We start from the raw sequence: 14,307 nt of genomic DNA, 5'->3' as shown, positions 1-14,307 counted from the left end.
AAATCACAAAAAGAGGAAACCACCATGAAAGTAATCGCAATAAACGGAAGTCCACGTAAAGAAGGGAACACAGCCCACCTCCTGAAAGCACTCACCACAAAGCTCGAAGCTGAAGGTATCGAGACCGAGACCATCAATATTGGTGGGAAAAAGGTTCGTGGGTGTACTGCATGTATGAAATGCTTTGAGAATAAAGACGACAAGTGTGTCTTTGATGATGATGTCATCAATGAATGCATCGCTAAAATGAAGGATGCTGATGGGATTGTTATAGGTTCTCCAACATACTTCGCTGATGTCAACACAGAGACCAAGGCACTTATCGACCGTGCAGGTTTTGTCTCTATCGCAAACGGTGGCTTCTTTTCAAGGAAGGCCGGTGCTGCTGTAGTGGCAGTTCGCAGGGCAGGCGCAGTACGTGCTTATAATTCCATCAATCAGTTGTTCGGGATCACTAACATGTTCACTGTGGGTTCAACTTACTGGAATCTTGGTATTGGTCTAAATCCCGGGGATGTCAATGAAGATGCAGAAGGAATGCAGACCATGACCAACCTTGCATCTAACATGGCATGGTTGTTGAAGAAGATAAACTCTGAGTAAATAAAAAACGGAGAGGTCTTTGTGCCTATGGCACAAATTCCTTCAGTTCGACCTCGTCATTAGCTATCTCGATATATTCCAGTTTTTCATCCTTTCCAAATCCCCAGCTACCGGTATTTGCGACCATGTTCCTTTTGTCCACGTATGCTTCGTGGGTATGGCCGTATATCATGTATTGTTCCGGACGTATGCTTAATAGATAATGTCTGGTGCTTGCACCTGCAAGATCCTTTATGCTGCCGAGGGCATCGTGCTTACCTCTCAGTCTCTTCTCAGGCGGATTTCCCATAGAGTCGAATGCTGCATAGATGTTCTCCGGTAGTCTTTTCAGTTTGTCTATGTACGCCCTGCCTGCTTGATATATCTTCCAGGCAGCATCTGCTATATCTCCCTCGTCATCTCCGGCAAGACACATTTGCTCACTGAACTTCTCGTATGTCTGCATGGATTTGTAGTGTGGGTTACACAGCACCTCCAATTGATATCCATGGAAGAAGAAGAACTCCTTATTCATGCTCTTGATAACCGTTGTTTTCTCCACTTCAAATGGGAAATTCTCCTTTAGTTTCTCACTGAGGCGAAGCATGTAGTAATCATGGTTACCGACCACATAATGGACCTGAGTATCATCCAGTATGTCGTTCAATGCGTTCAATGGTTCCGAACATTCGATGACCGCTTTTGTAAAATCCCTTCTCCATATATCTATAATATCTCCCAGCAGAACAAGATGGTCTGCCCCCATATCCTTTACTCGATGGATGAATTCTGTAAAATCATCCTTTCTTGCTCCATCCATTCCCAGATGGACATCTGAAACGGCTATAATTGACATGAGTTGCCCCCTTTATATTTCGCCGCAGGAAAAGCTGTTATCAGGGTCCTGCCGATAATGCGTGATAAAAAAGTACTTTGACATAATACAGCAAAAATTTATTGAAACAATGTTTCAGAGCAATATTTTGGAACATTATTACTGAACTAAAATGCATAATTAAATTCCGAAAGAATATTTCAGAACAACATTGCATAACAATAATACAGAACACAGTTCCTTTGAATATCTGTGCCCTCACATCTCGTACTTAAATTTCCTGATCGTTCCATTATGCGAATGGCAAGGTATTCATACTTATTTATCCTTTAAAGGTCATTATCTATCTATTACACTAATCCATATCAACTTGAATTCCTGATCAAAATGAAACTCTACAGCACAAATCTTAACGCACCGGAAGTGAGCTTTCAGGAAGCCCTTATCACCGGACTTGCACCGGACAGAGGGCTTTACATGCCAGAGAGCCTTCCGACATTCTCAAAGGAGGAGATCGATTCCTTCAAAGATGCACCGTATCCTGAGATAGCCTACAGAGTACTTAGCAAGGTACTCGAAGGTGAGGTGGACGACGAGTCACTGAAAGCTCTCACCTATGACGCTTACAACTATGATGTTCCTCTGGAAGAAGTGGACCCACAGACCTATATCATGAGGCTTGACAGGGGACCAACTGCATCCTTTAAGGACTTCGCAGCCCGTATGATGGCAAGGCTCATGCAGTACTATCTCAGCAAGGAGAACAGAAGTCTTACCATTCTTACAGCTACATCCGGTGATACCGGCAGTGCTGTTGCAGATGCGTTCTATGGTCTTGACAACATCAAGGTCATTGTGCTCTTCCCAACGGACGAAGTATCTGACCGCCAGCGCAAACAGATGACCACATTGGGTAAGAACATCACAGCCATCTCAGTAGATGGTAAGTTCGATGACTGCCAGGCAATGGTAAAACAGGCATTTGCAGATGAGGACCTCAAACATATGAACCTCTCATCAGCCAACTCCATAAACATCGGTCGTCTTGTTCCGCAATCTATCTACTACATCTACGCTTATGCAAAGCTCAGGAACTACCCTGAAGATATCATATACTCCATCCCATCAGGAAACTTCGGAAACATGATGGGCTGTGTCCTGGCAAGGACCATGGGAGTTCCTATCAAAAAGATAATAGCTTCAGTCAATGAGAACGATGAGGTTCCAACATTCTTAGGAACCGGTGGCTACAAGAAGATAGAACCTTCAAAGAACTGTCTCTCCAATGCAATGAATGTGGGACATCCAAGCAACCTTTCAAGGCTCATCGCTGTCTATGGCGGAGTAATGGATGAGAAAGGCAATATCAGCAAAGAGCCTGATATGGAAAACCTCAGGAATGATATACACTCAAGTTCAGTCACTGATGCAGAGACCAAGGCAACTATCAGGGAGATCTACGAGAAGTATGGGATCCTCATAGAACCACACGGAGCTGTAGGTATCAGAGGTCTTCTTGACTTCAGGGCACAGACCGGTGATAACACACTGGCTGTAACACTGGAAACCGCAGATCCTGCAAAGTTCCCTGAGCATGTGAAGGCTGAGACTGGTGTCGAACCTAACCTTCCGGAAAGCCTGAAGAAGGTAGAGTCAAAGGAAGAGTTCATGGATTATCTTGGAACAGATTACGCAGGTTTCAAGAAATATCTTCAGGAAAAGCTCAACTGAGTTTTCCTTTCCTTTTTTTCTTCTATTTTGGTCTGTTGATCGCAGTATTTTCGCAATGTCGTTCTCTTTATTATCTCTCCTGACCTATGGTCAAATATGGCTGCTGAAAATTCCTGTTTATCTGAAGGACGTGGCAAATATTTTGGAATATGTACGTCATATCATCATTCCAAAGGGTGTAATTGCCAAAAGTGCCCTTCTTATCCTGAGGATGGATCATTTATGTTCTGTTCCAAAGGTCCACGTCCCGATGTGCAGAAAAAAGGTTGTATGTGTTCTGAGTGTATGATCCACGGGAAATTTGGTCTTGAAGGCAATTATTTTTGCTCTACATAATATGTTCTTGTGTTGGATGATACTGTATTTTTCAAAAATATCGCCTCATCATTATGATAATTATTAGATATTAAAATATAGATATATTAATATAGTAGAAAAATATATTATCAATTGTAGCACGAACTGCTAAGGCGGTGATTGCTTCAAATGAAACATGCCATAGGTGTTAAAATATGGTTTTCCTCCCAACATTCCCCGGTAAAAAACGTGAATTGGATTGCACGGAAATGCGAGCATTGTGCCTTTCCCCTCTGCACATAAAAACGAATATGTACGCATTTCCACCCATCGGGAACAACAAAAGAGTATGAGTGGCTTTGGGAGTGGGGTTAAAAGTGCCTAAGTGGGCAAATGGAGTATGAGCTGATATCGGGGTGGTCATTCTATTGGTGGTAGAATGGCTGCGGGGTTATTGTCAACGGGATCTTTAAAATTGTCAATGGGGTTATTGTCAATTTCTTTTTCTATTTTTTAATATCATTTTTAGCTTCAGGCTTTTGATATTTAGATGTCTATCTTTATTGCACCTTGAATACTCGATCAATTCTAGTATGGCCTATTATTCTTAGATTTATCATTGTTATACTCTACTATATCTGCTTATTTTAGTATACAGTACTTTAATGATTTTTAATTTCAGATTGCTTTATATAATATATCATTGTTTCAGCAAAGCCATGATATTCAACAGTAAAAGTACTAATTACTCCTATATAGAGCTTATAATATCTTGTACTATATTTGGGGCAAGTGGAATCTTTATTAAGCATGTATACAACATGCAAACAAGTTCAATTATCTTCTACAGGCTTGTTTTTGGATTTTTACTGTTGTTAGTGTACTGTATAGTAACTAAAAGGCATAAAATGCTTATATTGAACAAAAAAAAGAGATTCATTCTGTTAATTGCGATCTTCAACGTTCTTACTCTTTATACATACTTTAGTTCAATTCAGTATGCAGGCATCTCTATCGCAGTATTGCTGCTTTACACAGCACCGGTCTATGTGACATTATTATCACCTCTCTTTCTAAAAGAAAGGATAACAAAGCGTGGCGTGTTCTCTCTGATGGTGTCTATTGCCGGTATCCTGTTGGTCATATTGCCGGGTAACAGTACAAATGGGTATGATTCCCGTCTTCTCATTGGTATCGTACTTGGGATACTTTCCGGTCTGTCCTATAGTGGCACGATAATGACTGTAAGTTATTTGAAGGACGAGTACTCAGGTCTGACACAGTTGTTCTGGTCAACGTTCCTTAGTCTGGTAATACTACTGCCTTTTGGGAGCAAGGTTCCAGCAGATGTATTATTCATGAACCTGAGAACTCTGTTTCTCTTTGGTCTCATAACAACAGCCTTTGCTTCGGTCCTCTACCTCAACAGTGCTGCAAAGATAAAAGCTCAGACTGTAAGTGTATTGGCACTGCTTGAACCTGTAAGTGGTATCATCTTTGGGTTCCTGTTCCTGAATGAGCCTATATTCATGAATACGTTACAGGGATGTTCATTCATCATTCTGGGTGCTTTTATCCTTCTTATCGACCCAAAGGATGTCAGTTCCATATTTATGAAACTATCCGGAACTTATCCATATACCATCAACAGGAACAAAGAGACCAGGGTCTTTGATATGCCTGTTTCGTTGTCATTTAAAAAATAAGTGTTATTTCCTGCTGAAAAGCAGGGAAATACCAATTATGGTCATCATGGGTACCGCTATTACAGGGAATTCAGGTATTTCCTCCGGAACCTGGGTTCCTTTTCCTTCATCCTCGTTTTCCGGTACTTGTTCACTATTGCTGCTATTGACCGGTGAACTGGTCGTGTAGCTGATAGAACTATGTCCGTCATGCTTCCACCATCCATCTTTTTCTTCCTCGTCCGGCGTATCATCAATTGTCGACATCAATGGTGTTTGTTCCCGTTCCATCTCCTGAACAGGTTCTATTATCTCATCTGTTGTATTCTCAAGGTTCCCATTATCGGACATGTCCGATGGCATCATGGCAATGGATGCCATAAATATTAAAAATATCATACCTGCAAAAGCATGGTACTTAGTAACTATCATGTATTTATCTCCCCTTACATCCACCTATGTTTGCCCAGCTACAATGTCTATATATGTTCTGTGTAAAATATATGTTTTTCCATATGCATAGCAATAATTATTTGAACCAAAAAAAAGTACTTTATCCGGGGCTTGTTGAACATACAAGTGCAGGTACATAAGTTCATTGATCGGGGACGTTAGGACCACGATCATGGTGGTGATCGATCTGATCATAAAATATATAAACATCTTTCAGACTTTAGTTATCAAGGCCATTATTGTCATGATGGCATTAGTTATTCTGAGCGCAACAATAGAGATCGCATGGATAGTTCTGGTGGACATGGTCACACCTCCTTACTTGCTGATCGGTGTAGAGCAGATACTTGATGTTTTCGGCCTGTTCTTCCTTGTCATAATAGGCATAGAGCTGCTTGAGACCGTTAAGATGATCATAGTAGAATCTTCTATGAATGTTGATGTGATCATTCTGGTAGGTGTTACAGCAGTAGTAAGGAAAGTAATGATAATAGATATCAAGAACACTGACCCACTATTCCTGATGGGAATGGGTATCCTGATAATCGCACTTGCTGCTACATATTATCTTGTAACTGCATCTGAAAAGGAATTCAAGTGTACACTTGATTATCATGACGAAATGGATGAAAGTTAAGGTGGATCATCTGATCCTTTCCTCACTTTCAAATTTGAACATTTCCAGTTTTGATCTCAATCCATCGGCCAGTTCTGCCAGTTCCCTTGCAGATGCTGTGAACTCGGTCATGGACGACGTCTGTTCTTCCACGGCAGCAGAAACTTCCTGAGTTCCGGCGGCTGATGCTTCTGATATGGAGGAAATATCCTCGATAGATGCAGTAACTTCTTGTATAGATGCTGACTGCTCTTGTGCTGAAGCTGCAATGTTCTGTGCCATGCCTGCAACTTTACCGCCACCTTCAACTATCATCTTGACGGCATCGACCGTTTCCTGAAGGGCTTTTGCACCGGTGGCAATAGTTCCTGTTCCTTTCTCCACTGTCAGTACAGCTTCTTCAGTTCCATGCTGGATATCGAGGATAAGCTTTGATATCTGCTGTGCTGCTGCTCCAGAGTTCTCTGCAAGTTTTCTCACCTCATCTGCAACTACTGCAAATCCTCTTCCATGTTCTCCTGCACGTGCTGCCTCGATAGCGGCATTCAATGCTAGCAGGTTGGTCTGGTCTGCAATATTGGTTATCAGTTCTACTATCTCTCCTATTTCCCTTGATTTTATATCCAGTTCCTTGATGACATTTGCAGATTCCCCTGCAGACCTCTGTATCTCATCCATCTGGGAAAGAAGTGTTTCGGACTGAAGGCCGACTTGCTGGATAAGTTCACTTGCAGTAGTGGCAGTTTCAGCAGCTACCTGTGCACCTGAAGCTATTTCCTGTACATTGTATGTCATCTCTGTCATTGCACGTGAGGTCTCTTCAGTCTTCATGGATTGTCCATGTGCACCTGTGGCTATCTCGCTGATGGTCTGTGCTATCTGGCTGGATACTGCTTCCATCTCCTCGGATGATGCCAGCATGTTGCCAGATGTTCCGGTGACTCTGGTTGCACTTTGTTCGATCTCCAATACCAGGTCTTTTAGATTTCCTGCCATCTGGTCGATCGCAAAGGCTAATTGTCCCACCTCATCTTTAGAATCACTTTCCAGTTTAACCGTCAGGTCTCCATCTGCAATGCTGTTGGCAGCATTTACCATGCCTTCAAGTGGTCTGGTGATGGACCTTGAGAACCTGGTAGCTGCCAGTGAACCAACAATTATCAGAAAAAGAATCGCTGCCATCATTGTGTGTCTGATGGAGTCAATACCTTCTGTGAACTCATCAAAGTAGCTTCCGGATGCTATGATCCAATCCCTGTCCTCATAATATGTATAGGCTGTCGCCTTATCACGTCCATTCCAGTTGTAATGGATAAAACCTTCCTTGTTCGCGATCATCTCTTTGGCGAAGTCCTGCTCGTAGACACTCTCCCCTTCGATATCAGGATGCAGTATGAGGTCTCCTTCGGAATTCATTATGTACATGTATCCTGTCTCACCCACGACAAGATCATCTATGTGTGTCTTTATGGTGTTAATGAACGGTTCTTCCAGTATACCGACATAAAGGATCCCGATGGTCTTTCCTGTATTGTCTTTGATCGGCTCGTATGCGGTGAGGTACCAGGCATTGACGACCCATGCGCGTCCGTAAAATGTTTCTCCATTCTTGACAACTGCCTCATAGACTGGTTGTGAGACCGTAGTTCCGACGGCTCTTTTACCTTCATTGTTGATCACATTGGTGGATATCCTTACAGCTTCTCCATTCTGTACCTGGAATATGGTAGCTGTCCCTCCTACCATGTTCTTGATATTATCCACTATCTCAAAATCATTATTGACAATATAGTCCTCTCCAAGTACCATCTGATCGTTAACAATAGATGGGTCACCTTTTGAATAGAATGTAGACCTTGCCACTCCCAGATCACTGATGACCTTATCCTGAGCAAGGGATAAGGTGGAGTCGATGTAATCCTTCTCTATGTGCACCTGCTCTTCGAGTTTATGTTGTATCTCGTCTGAAATGCTTGCTTCTGCCTGTTCATATGCATAGGTACCTATCAGCAGAGCAGGTATTATCGCTGCTATCAAAGTAAATATTATTAATTTTTTTCCAATGGGAATGTCTTGATATCTCATACTCTTATCCATACCTTGTTTCAATGAATATGAGAATTTATTATAAAATATTATATATAAATACTTCTATAATAATATGTGATTTTGCGCACCACTTTTGTTTTTTTAGAACACTATGTTTTATTTTTACAAATGTCTTACAAATATTATTCAGGGTGATACCCAAAGATGTATATGTACAAAGATCACTTTCGAATCTGCATCACTATGAAAATACATTGTCTGGTACATCTGGAATTTGAAACGCTTGGTAACATCAAAGAATGGGCATGTAATAATGGACATTCAATATCTGTTACTATGCCCTATATGAATTCGAATTATCCGCATCCCGATGAATTCGATCTTCTTGTGATCATGGGTGGTCTCATGAGCGTCTATCAGGAAGATGAGTATCCGTGGCTTATAGAGGAAAAAGAGTTCGTAAAAAATGTTATCGAGTCAGGTAAATCAGTCTACGGGATATGTTTCGGTGCCCAGATGCTTTCTGAGATCCTTGGTGGTCAGGTATCACAGAACATGTACCGTGAGATCGGCTGGCACATTATACAAACACTGGATGCTTTCAGGGAAGATGATTCTCTTTTCAATATGCCCCCTGAATTAACGGTCTTCCAGTGGCATGGTGACACCTTTACTCTTCCTAAAGGAGCCAGAAGACTCTTTGAGAGTGAAGCATGCCCTGAACAGGGTTTTATTTACAGGGATAATGTACTGGCTGTCCAGTTCCATCCCGAGACAGATGAGAGTTGTGTGGACAGTCTTGTAACTGAATGTGCTTCTGACCTTGTGAAGGGCAGATACATCCAGTCCGAGCAGGAGATCCGTGGAAGGGATGACTTGTTAGCTTCATCTTCTGACCTTATGTTCACAATACTGGACTGGTTCGAGGAGAATATCAAGGCCAAAGCGAGCAATGATGCTTAAAGGAGTTCTTAATTATGGATGTAGGGGACAAAAGGAATAGGCAGCTGGAACAGATGAGGAAACTATGTGAGACCAGGCCATTAGAGTATTCAGACCTGGACCATCTCAAAAAGGGTTCTGCCATGTTCCTTCATAAGGCAGGATATTCCGTAGAGGATATTGCTGATGCTCTTGATCTGGGGATAAGAGATATTGAGAATGATCTGAAAGGTACGGGCTTTCCACTCGATAAAAAGAAGATCTCCCCTTTTCTGGACAGGCTTCCTGCCAATATCGGTGATGTGATCACCATAAGTGTTCCATCCTGGGGAAATGCCAATGATACTTCTTTCAAAGCAAAGGTTATGTATTGTATTCCCCGTGGTGGTGGATGTGGTCTTTCCGTGATCCTTCTTGAGGATGTGAATGTTGAGATACCACTTTTCGGTATATGCAAGAATGGTGATGAGATAGTCGTTCCTCTGGAATGGTATCTCAGATAATGTGTTTTTTTTGTCCAATGATATATTGTGCTTCAGGCAAGGATCTTTGGCATGGTACAGTTACTTGAATAGCATAGCTTCCTGATCATGTCATGATGTTCGTATCTGGAATATGTGTTATACTCTCCAAGCTGACATCGTCCTGTCCTGTTCGGTCCATGGAAGTCTGAACCGCCTGTCATGATCAGGCTCTGCTTTGAACAGAGCTCATACATAGTACGCACCTGCTCTTTGTTGCTGTTGGCATAGAATACTTCGAATCCATCAAGTCCGTGTCGTACAAGTGATCCGGTGATGTATGGCAGAAGTGGCATGTTGCCTGTCTGTTCAAGTGTTCTGATCATATGTGCGCAAACAGCTTTACCTCCCGACCTGTGTATAATATCGATGACTTTTCTGGCGGGGAACTTCTGCATCTCTATATTTAGCGGTGAACCATCGGATAACCACTGGTTGTGGAAATCATAGTTGTTCATATCATTGTTCGTTACTGACATGGTGATGTCGTGTTTTGTGATAATTCCTTTCACACTTTCAAGTATGGAATGGTCGATCTCCCAGCCATATGCCTCTAGTGCTGAACATACCTTTCGGGAATACTCCTTTGCATTCTCTTTGGCATGGTCTGTGAGCTTGAGCAGTCTGTGGTTATCAGGGTCTATATTATAACCGAGTATATGGACCTCTATACCTGCGTATTCTGTCTCGGTTGTGAACTCTATTCCCGGGATGAATGTGATCTTCTGCTCGTTGCATGCTTTTCTTGCAGGTTCCAGTCCATCGATGGTATCATGGTCTGTTATACTTAAAGCCCGAAGTCCCTTTCTTCTGGCAAGTTCCACTACCTCCTCTGGTGAAAGGTCTCCGTCAGAATAACATGTATGTGTGTGCAGATCTGTCATATTCCCAATGATGTTTATTGTTCCCACCTTCATTATGCCGTGTTTGCACATTGGGACTTGGAAATATATAATTAATCTACATAAAGTATATTGTTCTACCTTACTATATAGTAAGAAATAGCTGATAGGATAATTTTAAAAAAGAAATAGGATATGGGGAAGTTCCCCACATCATTCGGATACTATCTCGTCATCATTCCTGATAGCGGCTATGATCTCTACCGGGGACACGAAGATCTTTCCGTCACCGAACTTACCGGTTCTGGCACTTGTTCTGATTATCTCGATTATAGGTCTTACATCCTCATCTCCGACAACCATCTCGATCTCTGTCTTAGGGATCATATCTACTTTGATCTGTGTACCTCTGTACTGGAGGCAGATACCTTTCTGTGCGCCACGGCCTTTGACCTGGGTCACTGTCATAGCAAAATATCCTTTCTCTTCCAGTGCTGCCTTTACATCTTCCAGCTTTTCCGGGCGAATAACTGCTTTTACTGTCTTCATTCATATCACCTCAGGCTGTTGTAGATTCTCCATGCTGGGAGATATCAAGTCCAACATATTCCTCTTCGTCTGTCACACGCAATCCCATTACCTTGTCGATGACAGTGGCAAGTACGTATGTCATTACGAATGCGTAGATCATCGCAGCAGATGCGTCGATCAATTGTACAAGGAACTGGTGTGTGTTTCCGTAGATAAGTCCATCGACCCCACCAACAGCAGCACTTGCGAAGATCCCGGTTGCGATAGCTCCCCAGAATCCCCCCATTCCATGTACAGCCCAGGCATCAAGACTCTCATCAAGTCCTTTGCGTACACGGAAGAGAAGGGCACTATAACAGAGTATACCGGCGAATCCTCCAATGACTATTGCGGACATAGGTCCGACAAAACCAGATGCTGGGGTGATAGCCACAAGACCTGCAACAGCTCCACTGATAAGACCCAGGGAACTTGGTTTTCCCTTTATCCATGATGCTGCCATCCATGTCAGGGCTCCGGCTGCTGCTGAGATGTTGGTGACCACAAGGGCATTGACAGCAAGTCCGTCTGCTGCAAGTGCGCTTCCTGCATTGAAACCGAACCATCCGAACCAGAGGAGTGCTCCACCAAGCAGTGTCATAGTGATGTTCTCAGCTTCCATGCTGTATTTGCCAAATCCTGAACGGTTGCCGATCACAAGTGCCAGTGCCAGTGCACCGAACCCTGAACTGATGTGTACTACGGTACCACCTGCAAAATCAAGTGCTCCCAGTTCACCAGCCCAGCCGCCTCCCCATGCCCAGTGAGCAAGTGGGTCGTAGACGATCGTTGTCCAGATAACTCCAAAGACCATGAATGAGCTCAACTTTATACGTCCAGCCACTCCTGATGTGAGGATCGCCAGTGTGATCCCTGCGAAAACAAGCTGGAATACCATGAACAGCATATCAGGGATACCGTCACCATCAAGACCTACTCCGGTAAGGCAAAGATAATCAAGTCCACCAATAAATCCTGATATATCTGATCCAAAGGAGAGGGTATAACCTACTGTGACCCACTGTATACTTACAATGGCAAATGATATGAATGCCATTGCGATCATTGAAATTACATTTTTGCTACGTACCATTCCGCCGTAAAAAAGCCCGACTCCGGGTGTCATTAACATGACAAGGGCGGTACAGATGATAATAAATGCTGTATCTCCTGTGTCGAGAGGCATTTACATCACCCTTCCTATTCGATCTAATTCGATAATATTTTCCATAGTTCCACCTATTTTATATAATATTAATCGGATGTCTGCAGTGTCCTTCTCTGTTCCTATGTGGTATTATTTAATACTTTTGCTTTTGTCTGCCAATTATATCTTTGGTAGAACTCAGTCATGTTTATTTACTAAAAAAACATAATATGTCTGGGGTTAGATCATGACAGATAAAGAATGCTCTATTGAAGTAAGTAAAGACGGACCTTACATTGTAAATGGTCTGAATGTTCTTGTGAACTCAAAAGGTGAAAAGCTGGAAGTACAGCCTTCTATAGCGCTCTGCAGGTGCGGCTCATCAAAGAACAAACCTTTTTGTGATGGTTCTCATATTGAGATCGGCTTTAAGGATGAGAAGAACTGATACTTCTCTATTCTCTTTTTTAGTCCATACAAAGCCTATTTATTGGTAGATCAACTATACCAGAGGCATATCGTTAATTTGAATGATCTCTATAATATAGTGATATATTATATCTACCGAGATCAAGATCATGGAGATTCAATAAATGGCAATCCATCCTATAGAATACCGTTATGGAACAGACGAAATGAAGTTTGTCTGGAGCGAGGCAAACCGCCTGGAAAAGATAATGAAAGCTGAGGCTGCACTTGCCAGGGCCGAGGCAGATATAGGACTTATCCCTAAGGAAGCTGCAGATATCATAGAGAACAGTATCGGTTCTGTAGAGCTTGAAAGGGTAAAGGCAATAGAAGATGAGATCCACCACGACATGATGGCAGTAGTACTTGCCATTTCAGAGAAGTGTGAGGAGAATGCAGACAAGTGGGTCCACTTCGGTGCAACATCCAATGATATGCTTGACACTGCAACAGGTCTTCAGTTAAAGGAAGCTGTTCTGATCCTTGAAGAGAAAATTCACAAGTTGCTTGATGTACTTCTTGTTCAGGCAGATACTCACAAGAACCTTGTGTGTGCCGGCAGGACACACGGGCAGATCGGTGTTCCTACTACCTATGGTCTCAGGTTCGCTATCTGGGCGTCCGAGGTCGCAAGACATATCGAGCGTCTTGAACAGCTAAAACCACGTCTTATCGTAGGTCAGATGACAGGTGCCGTAGGTACCCAGGCTGCATTCGGTAAGGATGGTATCGAGATCCAGAAACGTGTTATGAAGTATCTTGAGATCGGTTCAGTTGATGTTTCAAATCAGATCATCCAGAGAGACCGGCATGCGGAGTTCGTCATGTGGATGGCAAATACCGTAACCACTCTTGATAAGGTAGCTGTTGAGATCCGTTCCCTTCAGAGAAGCGAGATCGCTGAAGTGGAAGAGAGCTTCAGGAAAAAGCAGGTCGGATCTTCTACAATGCCACACAAGCGTAACCCTATCAAGTCCGAACAGATATGTGGTCTTGCAAGGATCGTTCGTGCAATGATCGAACCTGAACTTCAGAACAACACGCTCTGGGATGAAAGGGACCTTACCAACTCCTCATGTGAAAGGGTTGTTTTCCCTGAGGCATGTGTGCTCACAGATCATATTATAAAGCTGGCAATAGGCGTTATCGAGAACCTCAGGTTCTACCCTGAGAACATCCGCCGCAACCTTGACCTTCTCAAAGGTCTGAATATGGGTGAAGCAGTGATGATAGAACTTGCAATGCGTGGTGTCGGTCGTCAGGAAGCTCACGAACTTGTACGTTCCAGTGCAATGGAAGCTCATGAGACAGGTGCACACTTCAAGGATGTCCTGCTGGCAAATCCTGATGTTGCGAACTACCTGAGCGAAGATGATGTAAGCAACCTTGTTGACCCTGACAAGTACATCGGCACAGCCGTTGAACAGGTCGATATGGTAGTTGCTAAACTGAAGAGGAACTGAGGTTCCCTTCATTTTTAATTTTATTTATTTTGACCATTTGTATGGTCTTTTTTCTGCATTATTAATATCCTGGCATATTCAACATTTTAAGTCCTGTTCTTTTGAA

At 42.8% G+C, this 14,307-nt stretch carries 15 protein-coding genes; 9 read left to right on the top strand and 6 right to left on the bottom strand.

Annotated elements, in window-relative coordinates:
- Positions 1-24 precede the first annotated feature (24 nt).
- The gene (locus tag BM008_RS12410; RefSeq protein WP_091937515.1) at positions 25-603 is read left to right on the top strand and encodes a flavodoxin family protein; all 579 of its coding nucleotides are present in this window, start codon (positions 25-27) and stop codon (positions 601-603) included.
- A 25-nt stretch (positions 604-628) separates the two neighbouring features.
- On the opposite strand, the gene BM008_RS12405 is transcribed toward BM008_RS12410, so the two are convergent.
- The gene (locus tag BM008_RS12405; RefSeq protein ID WP_091937513.1) at positions 629-1,438 is read right to left on the bottom strand and encodes a UDP-2,3-diacylglucosamine diphosphatase; all 810 of its coding nucleotides are present in this window, start codon (positions 1,436-1,438) and stop codon (positions 629-631) included.
- Between the two features lie 366 nt (positions 1,439-1,804).
- Here BM008_RS12405 and thrC point away from each other — a divergent pair, with 366 nt between their 5' ends.
- The 3 genes from thrC (at position 1,805) to BM008_RS12390 (ending at position 5,151) form a co-directional block, all read left to right on the top strand.
- A complete protein-coding gene (thrC, locus tag BM008_RS12400) occupies positions 1,805-3,148 on the top strand; it encodes a threonine synthase (RefSeq protein ID WP_091937511.1) in 1,344 nt (447 codons plus the stop codon).
- A 96-nt stretch (positions 3,149-3,244) separates the two neighbouring features.
- Positions 3,245-3,484 carry a DUF2769 domain-containing protein gene (locus BM008_RS15255; protein WP_091937509.1) on the top strand — a complete coding sequence of 80 codons (240 nt, stop codon included), beginning with the start codon at positions 3,245-3,247 and terminating at the stop codon, positions 3,482-3,484.
- Between the two features lie 680 nt (positions 3,485-4,164).
- Positions 4,165-5,151: a DMT family transporter gene (locus BM008_RS12390; protein WP_091937777.1), complete on the top strand. Its 987-nt coding sequence runs from the start codon at positions 4,165-4,167 to the stop codon at positions 5,149-5,151.
- A gap of 3 nt (positions 5,152-5,154) precedes the next feature.
- Here BM008_RS12390 and BM008_RS12385 read toward each other — a convergent pair whose 3' ends face one another.
- Positions 5,155-5,562 (bottom strand): hypothetical protein, encoded by a 408-nt coding sequence (locus tag BM008_RS12385; protein ID WP_091937507.1) that lies wholly within the window; start codon positions 5,560-5,562, stop codon positions 5,155-5,157.
- A gap of 193 nt (positions 5,563-5,755) precedes the next feature.
- Here BM008_RS12385 and BM008_RS12380 point away from each other — a divergent pair, with 193 nt between their 5' ends.
- Positions 5,756-6,220: a phosphate-starvation-inducible PsiE family protein gene (locus BM008_RS12380; RefSeq protein ID WP_281246281.1), complete on the top strand. Its 465-nt coding sequence runs from the start codon at positions 5,756-5,758 to the stop codon at positions 6,218-6,220.
- Between the two features lie 6 nt (positions 6,221-6,226).
- Here the strand turns inward: BM008_RS12380 and BM008_RS12375 are convergent, their stop codons facing one another.
- Positions 6,227-8,236, bottom strand: coding sequence for a methyl-accepting chemotaxis protein (locus BM008_RS12375; protein WP_177188064.1), 2,010 nt, complete (start codon positions 8,234-8,236; stop codon positions 6,227-6,229).
- Between the two features lie 255 nt (positions 8,237-8,491).
- Between BM008_RS12375 and BM008_RS12370 the strand changes: the two genes are divergently transcribed.
- Entirely contained in the window at positions 8,492-9,211 is a 720-nt protein-coding gene (locus BM008_RS12370) for a type 1 glutamine amidotransferase (RefSeq protein WP_091937773.1), read from the top strand.
- Between the two features lie 14 nt (positions 9,212-9,225).
- Entirely contained in the window at positions 9,226-9,693 is a 468-nt protein-coding gene (locus BM008_RS12365) for a hypothetical protein (protein ID WP_091937503.1), read from the top strand.
- A 32-nt stretch (positions 9,694-9,725) separates the two neighbouring features.
- On the opposite strand, the gene BM008_RS12360 is transcribed toward BM008_RS12365, so the two are convergent.
- The 3 genes from BM008_RS12360 to BM008_RS12350 form a co-directional block, all read right to left on the bottom strand.
- Positions 9,726-10,628 (bottom strand): PHP domain-containing protein, encoded by a 903-nt coding sequence (locus BM008_RS12360; RefSeq protein ID WP_177188063.1) that lies wholly within the window; start codon positions 10,626-10,628, stop codon positions 9,726-9,728.
- Between the two features lie 138 nt (positions 10,629-10,766).
- A complete protein-coding gene (locus BM008_RS12355; protein ID WP_091937498.1) occupies positions 10,767-11,102 on the bottom strand; it encodes a P-II family nitrogen regulator in 336 nt (111 codons plus the stop codon).
- A gap of 10 nt (positions 11,103-11,112) precedes the next feature.
- A complete protein-coding gene (locus BM008_RS12350; RefSeq protein WP_091937496.1) occupies positions 11,113-12,309 on the bottom strand; it encodes an ammonium transporter in 1,197 nt (398 codons plus the stop codon).
- Positions 12,310-12,517: 208 nt separating this feature from the next.
- Here BM008_RS12350 and BM008_RS12345 point away from each other — a divergent pair, with 208 nt between their 5' ends.
- Together BM008_RS12345 and purB are read left to right on the top strand one after the other, a co-directional pair.
- Positions 12,518-12,718, top strand: coding sequence for a CDGSH iron-sulfur domain-containing protein (locus BM008_RS12345; RefSeq protein WP_091937494.1), 201 nt, complete (start codon positions 12,518-12,520; stop codon positions 12,716-12,718).
- Positions 12,719-12,863: 145 nt separating this feature from the next.
- The gene (gene purB, locus BM008_RS12340) at positions 12,864-14,201 is read left to right on the top strand and encodes an adenylosuccinate lyase (RefSeq protein WP_091937491.1); all 1,338 of its coding nucleotides are present in this window, start codon (positions 12,864-12,866) and stop codon (positions 14,199-14,201) included.
- Positions 14,202-14,307 lie beyond the last annotated feature (106 nt).

The sequence above is a fragment of the Methanolobus profundi genome (assembly GCF_900114835.1).
GTDB lineage: Archaea > Halobacteriota > Methanosarcinia > Methanosarcinales > Methanosarcinaceae > Methanolobus > Methanolobus profundi.
Note: the sequence above shows the minus strand (reverse complement) of the source record. Positions and strands in the feature narration are given on the sequence as shown.

Excerpts from the sequence above, each read along its gene's own strand:
- purB (WP_091937491.1), top strand. The coding sequence starts at position 12,864 with ATGGCAATCCATCCTATAGAATACCGTTATGGAACAGACGAAATGAAG.
- BM008_RS12380 (WP_281246281.1), top strand. The coding sequence starts at position 5,756 with ATGGTGGTGATCGATCTGATCATAAAATATATAAACATCTTTCAGACT.
- BM008_RS12385 (WP_091937507.1), bottom strand. The coding sequence starts at position 5,562 with ATGATAGTTACTAAGTACCATGCTTTTGCAGGTATGATATTTTTAATA.
- BM008_RS12405 (WP_091937513.1), bottom strand. The coding sequence starts at position 1,438 with ATGTCAATTATAGCCGTTTCAGATGTCCATCTGGGAATGGATGGAGCA.
- BM008_RS12370 (WP_091937773.1), top strand. The coding sequence starts at position 8,492 with ATGAAAATACATTGTCTGGTACATCTGGAATTTGAAACGCTTGGTAAC.
- BM008_RS15255 (WP_091937509.1), top strand. The coding sequence starts at position 3,245 with ATGGCTGCTGAAAATTCCTGTTTATCTGAAGGACGTGGCAAATATTTT.
- BM008_RS12355 (WP_091937498.1), bottom strand. The coding sequence starts at position 11,102 with ATGAAGACAGTAAAAGCAGTTATTCGCCCGGAAAAGCTGGAAGATGTA.
- BM008_RS12365 (WP_091937503.1), top strand. The coding sequence starts at position 9,226 with ATGGATGTAGGGGACAAAAGGAATAGGCAGCTGGAACAGATGAGGAAA.
- BM008_RS12360 (WP_177188063.1), bottom strand. The coding sequence starts at position 10,628 with ATGAAGGTGGGAACAATAAACATCATTGGGAATATGACAGATCTGCAC.
- BM008_RS12410 (WP_091937515.1), top strand. The coding sequence starts at position 25 with ATGAAAGTAATCGCAATAAACGGAAGTCCACGTAAAGAAGGGAACACA.
- thrC (WP_091937511.1), top strand. The coding sequence starts at position 1,805 with ATGAAACTCTACAGCACAAATCTTAACGCACCGGAAGTGAGCTTTCAG.
- BM008_RS12390 (WP_091937777.1), top strand. The coding sequence starts at position 4,165 with ATGATATTCAACAGTAAAAGTACTAATTACTCCTATATAGAGCTTATA.
- BM008_RS12350 (WP_091937496.1), bottom strand. The coding sequence starts at position 12,309 with ATGCCTCTCGACACAGGAGATACAGCATTTATTATCATCTGTACCGCC.
- BM008_RS12345 (WP_091937494.1), top strand. The coding sequence starts at position 12,518 with ATGACAGATAAAGAATGCTCTATTGAAGTAAGTAAAGACGGACCTTAC.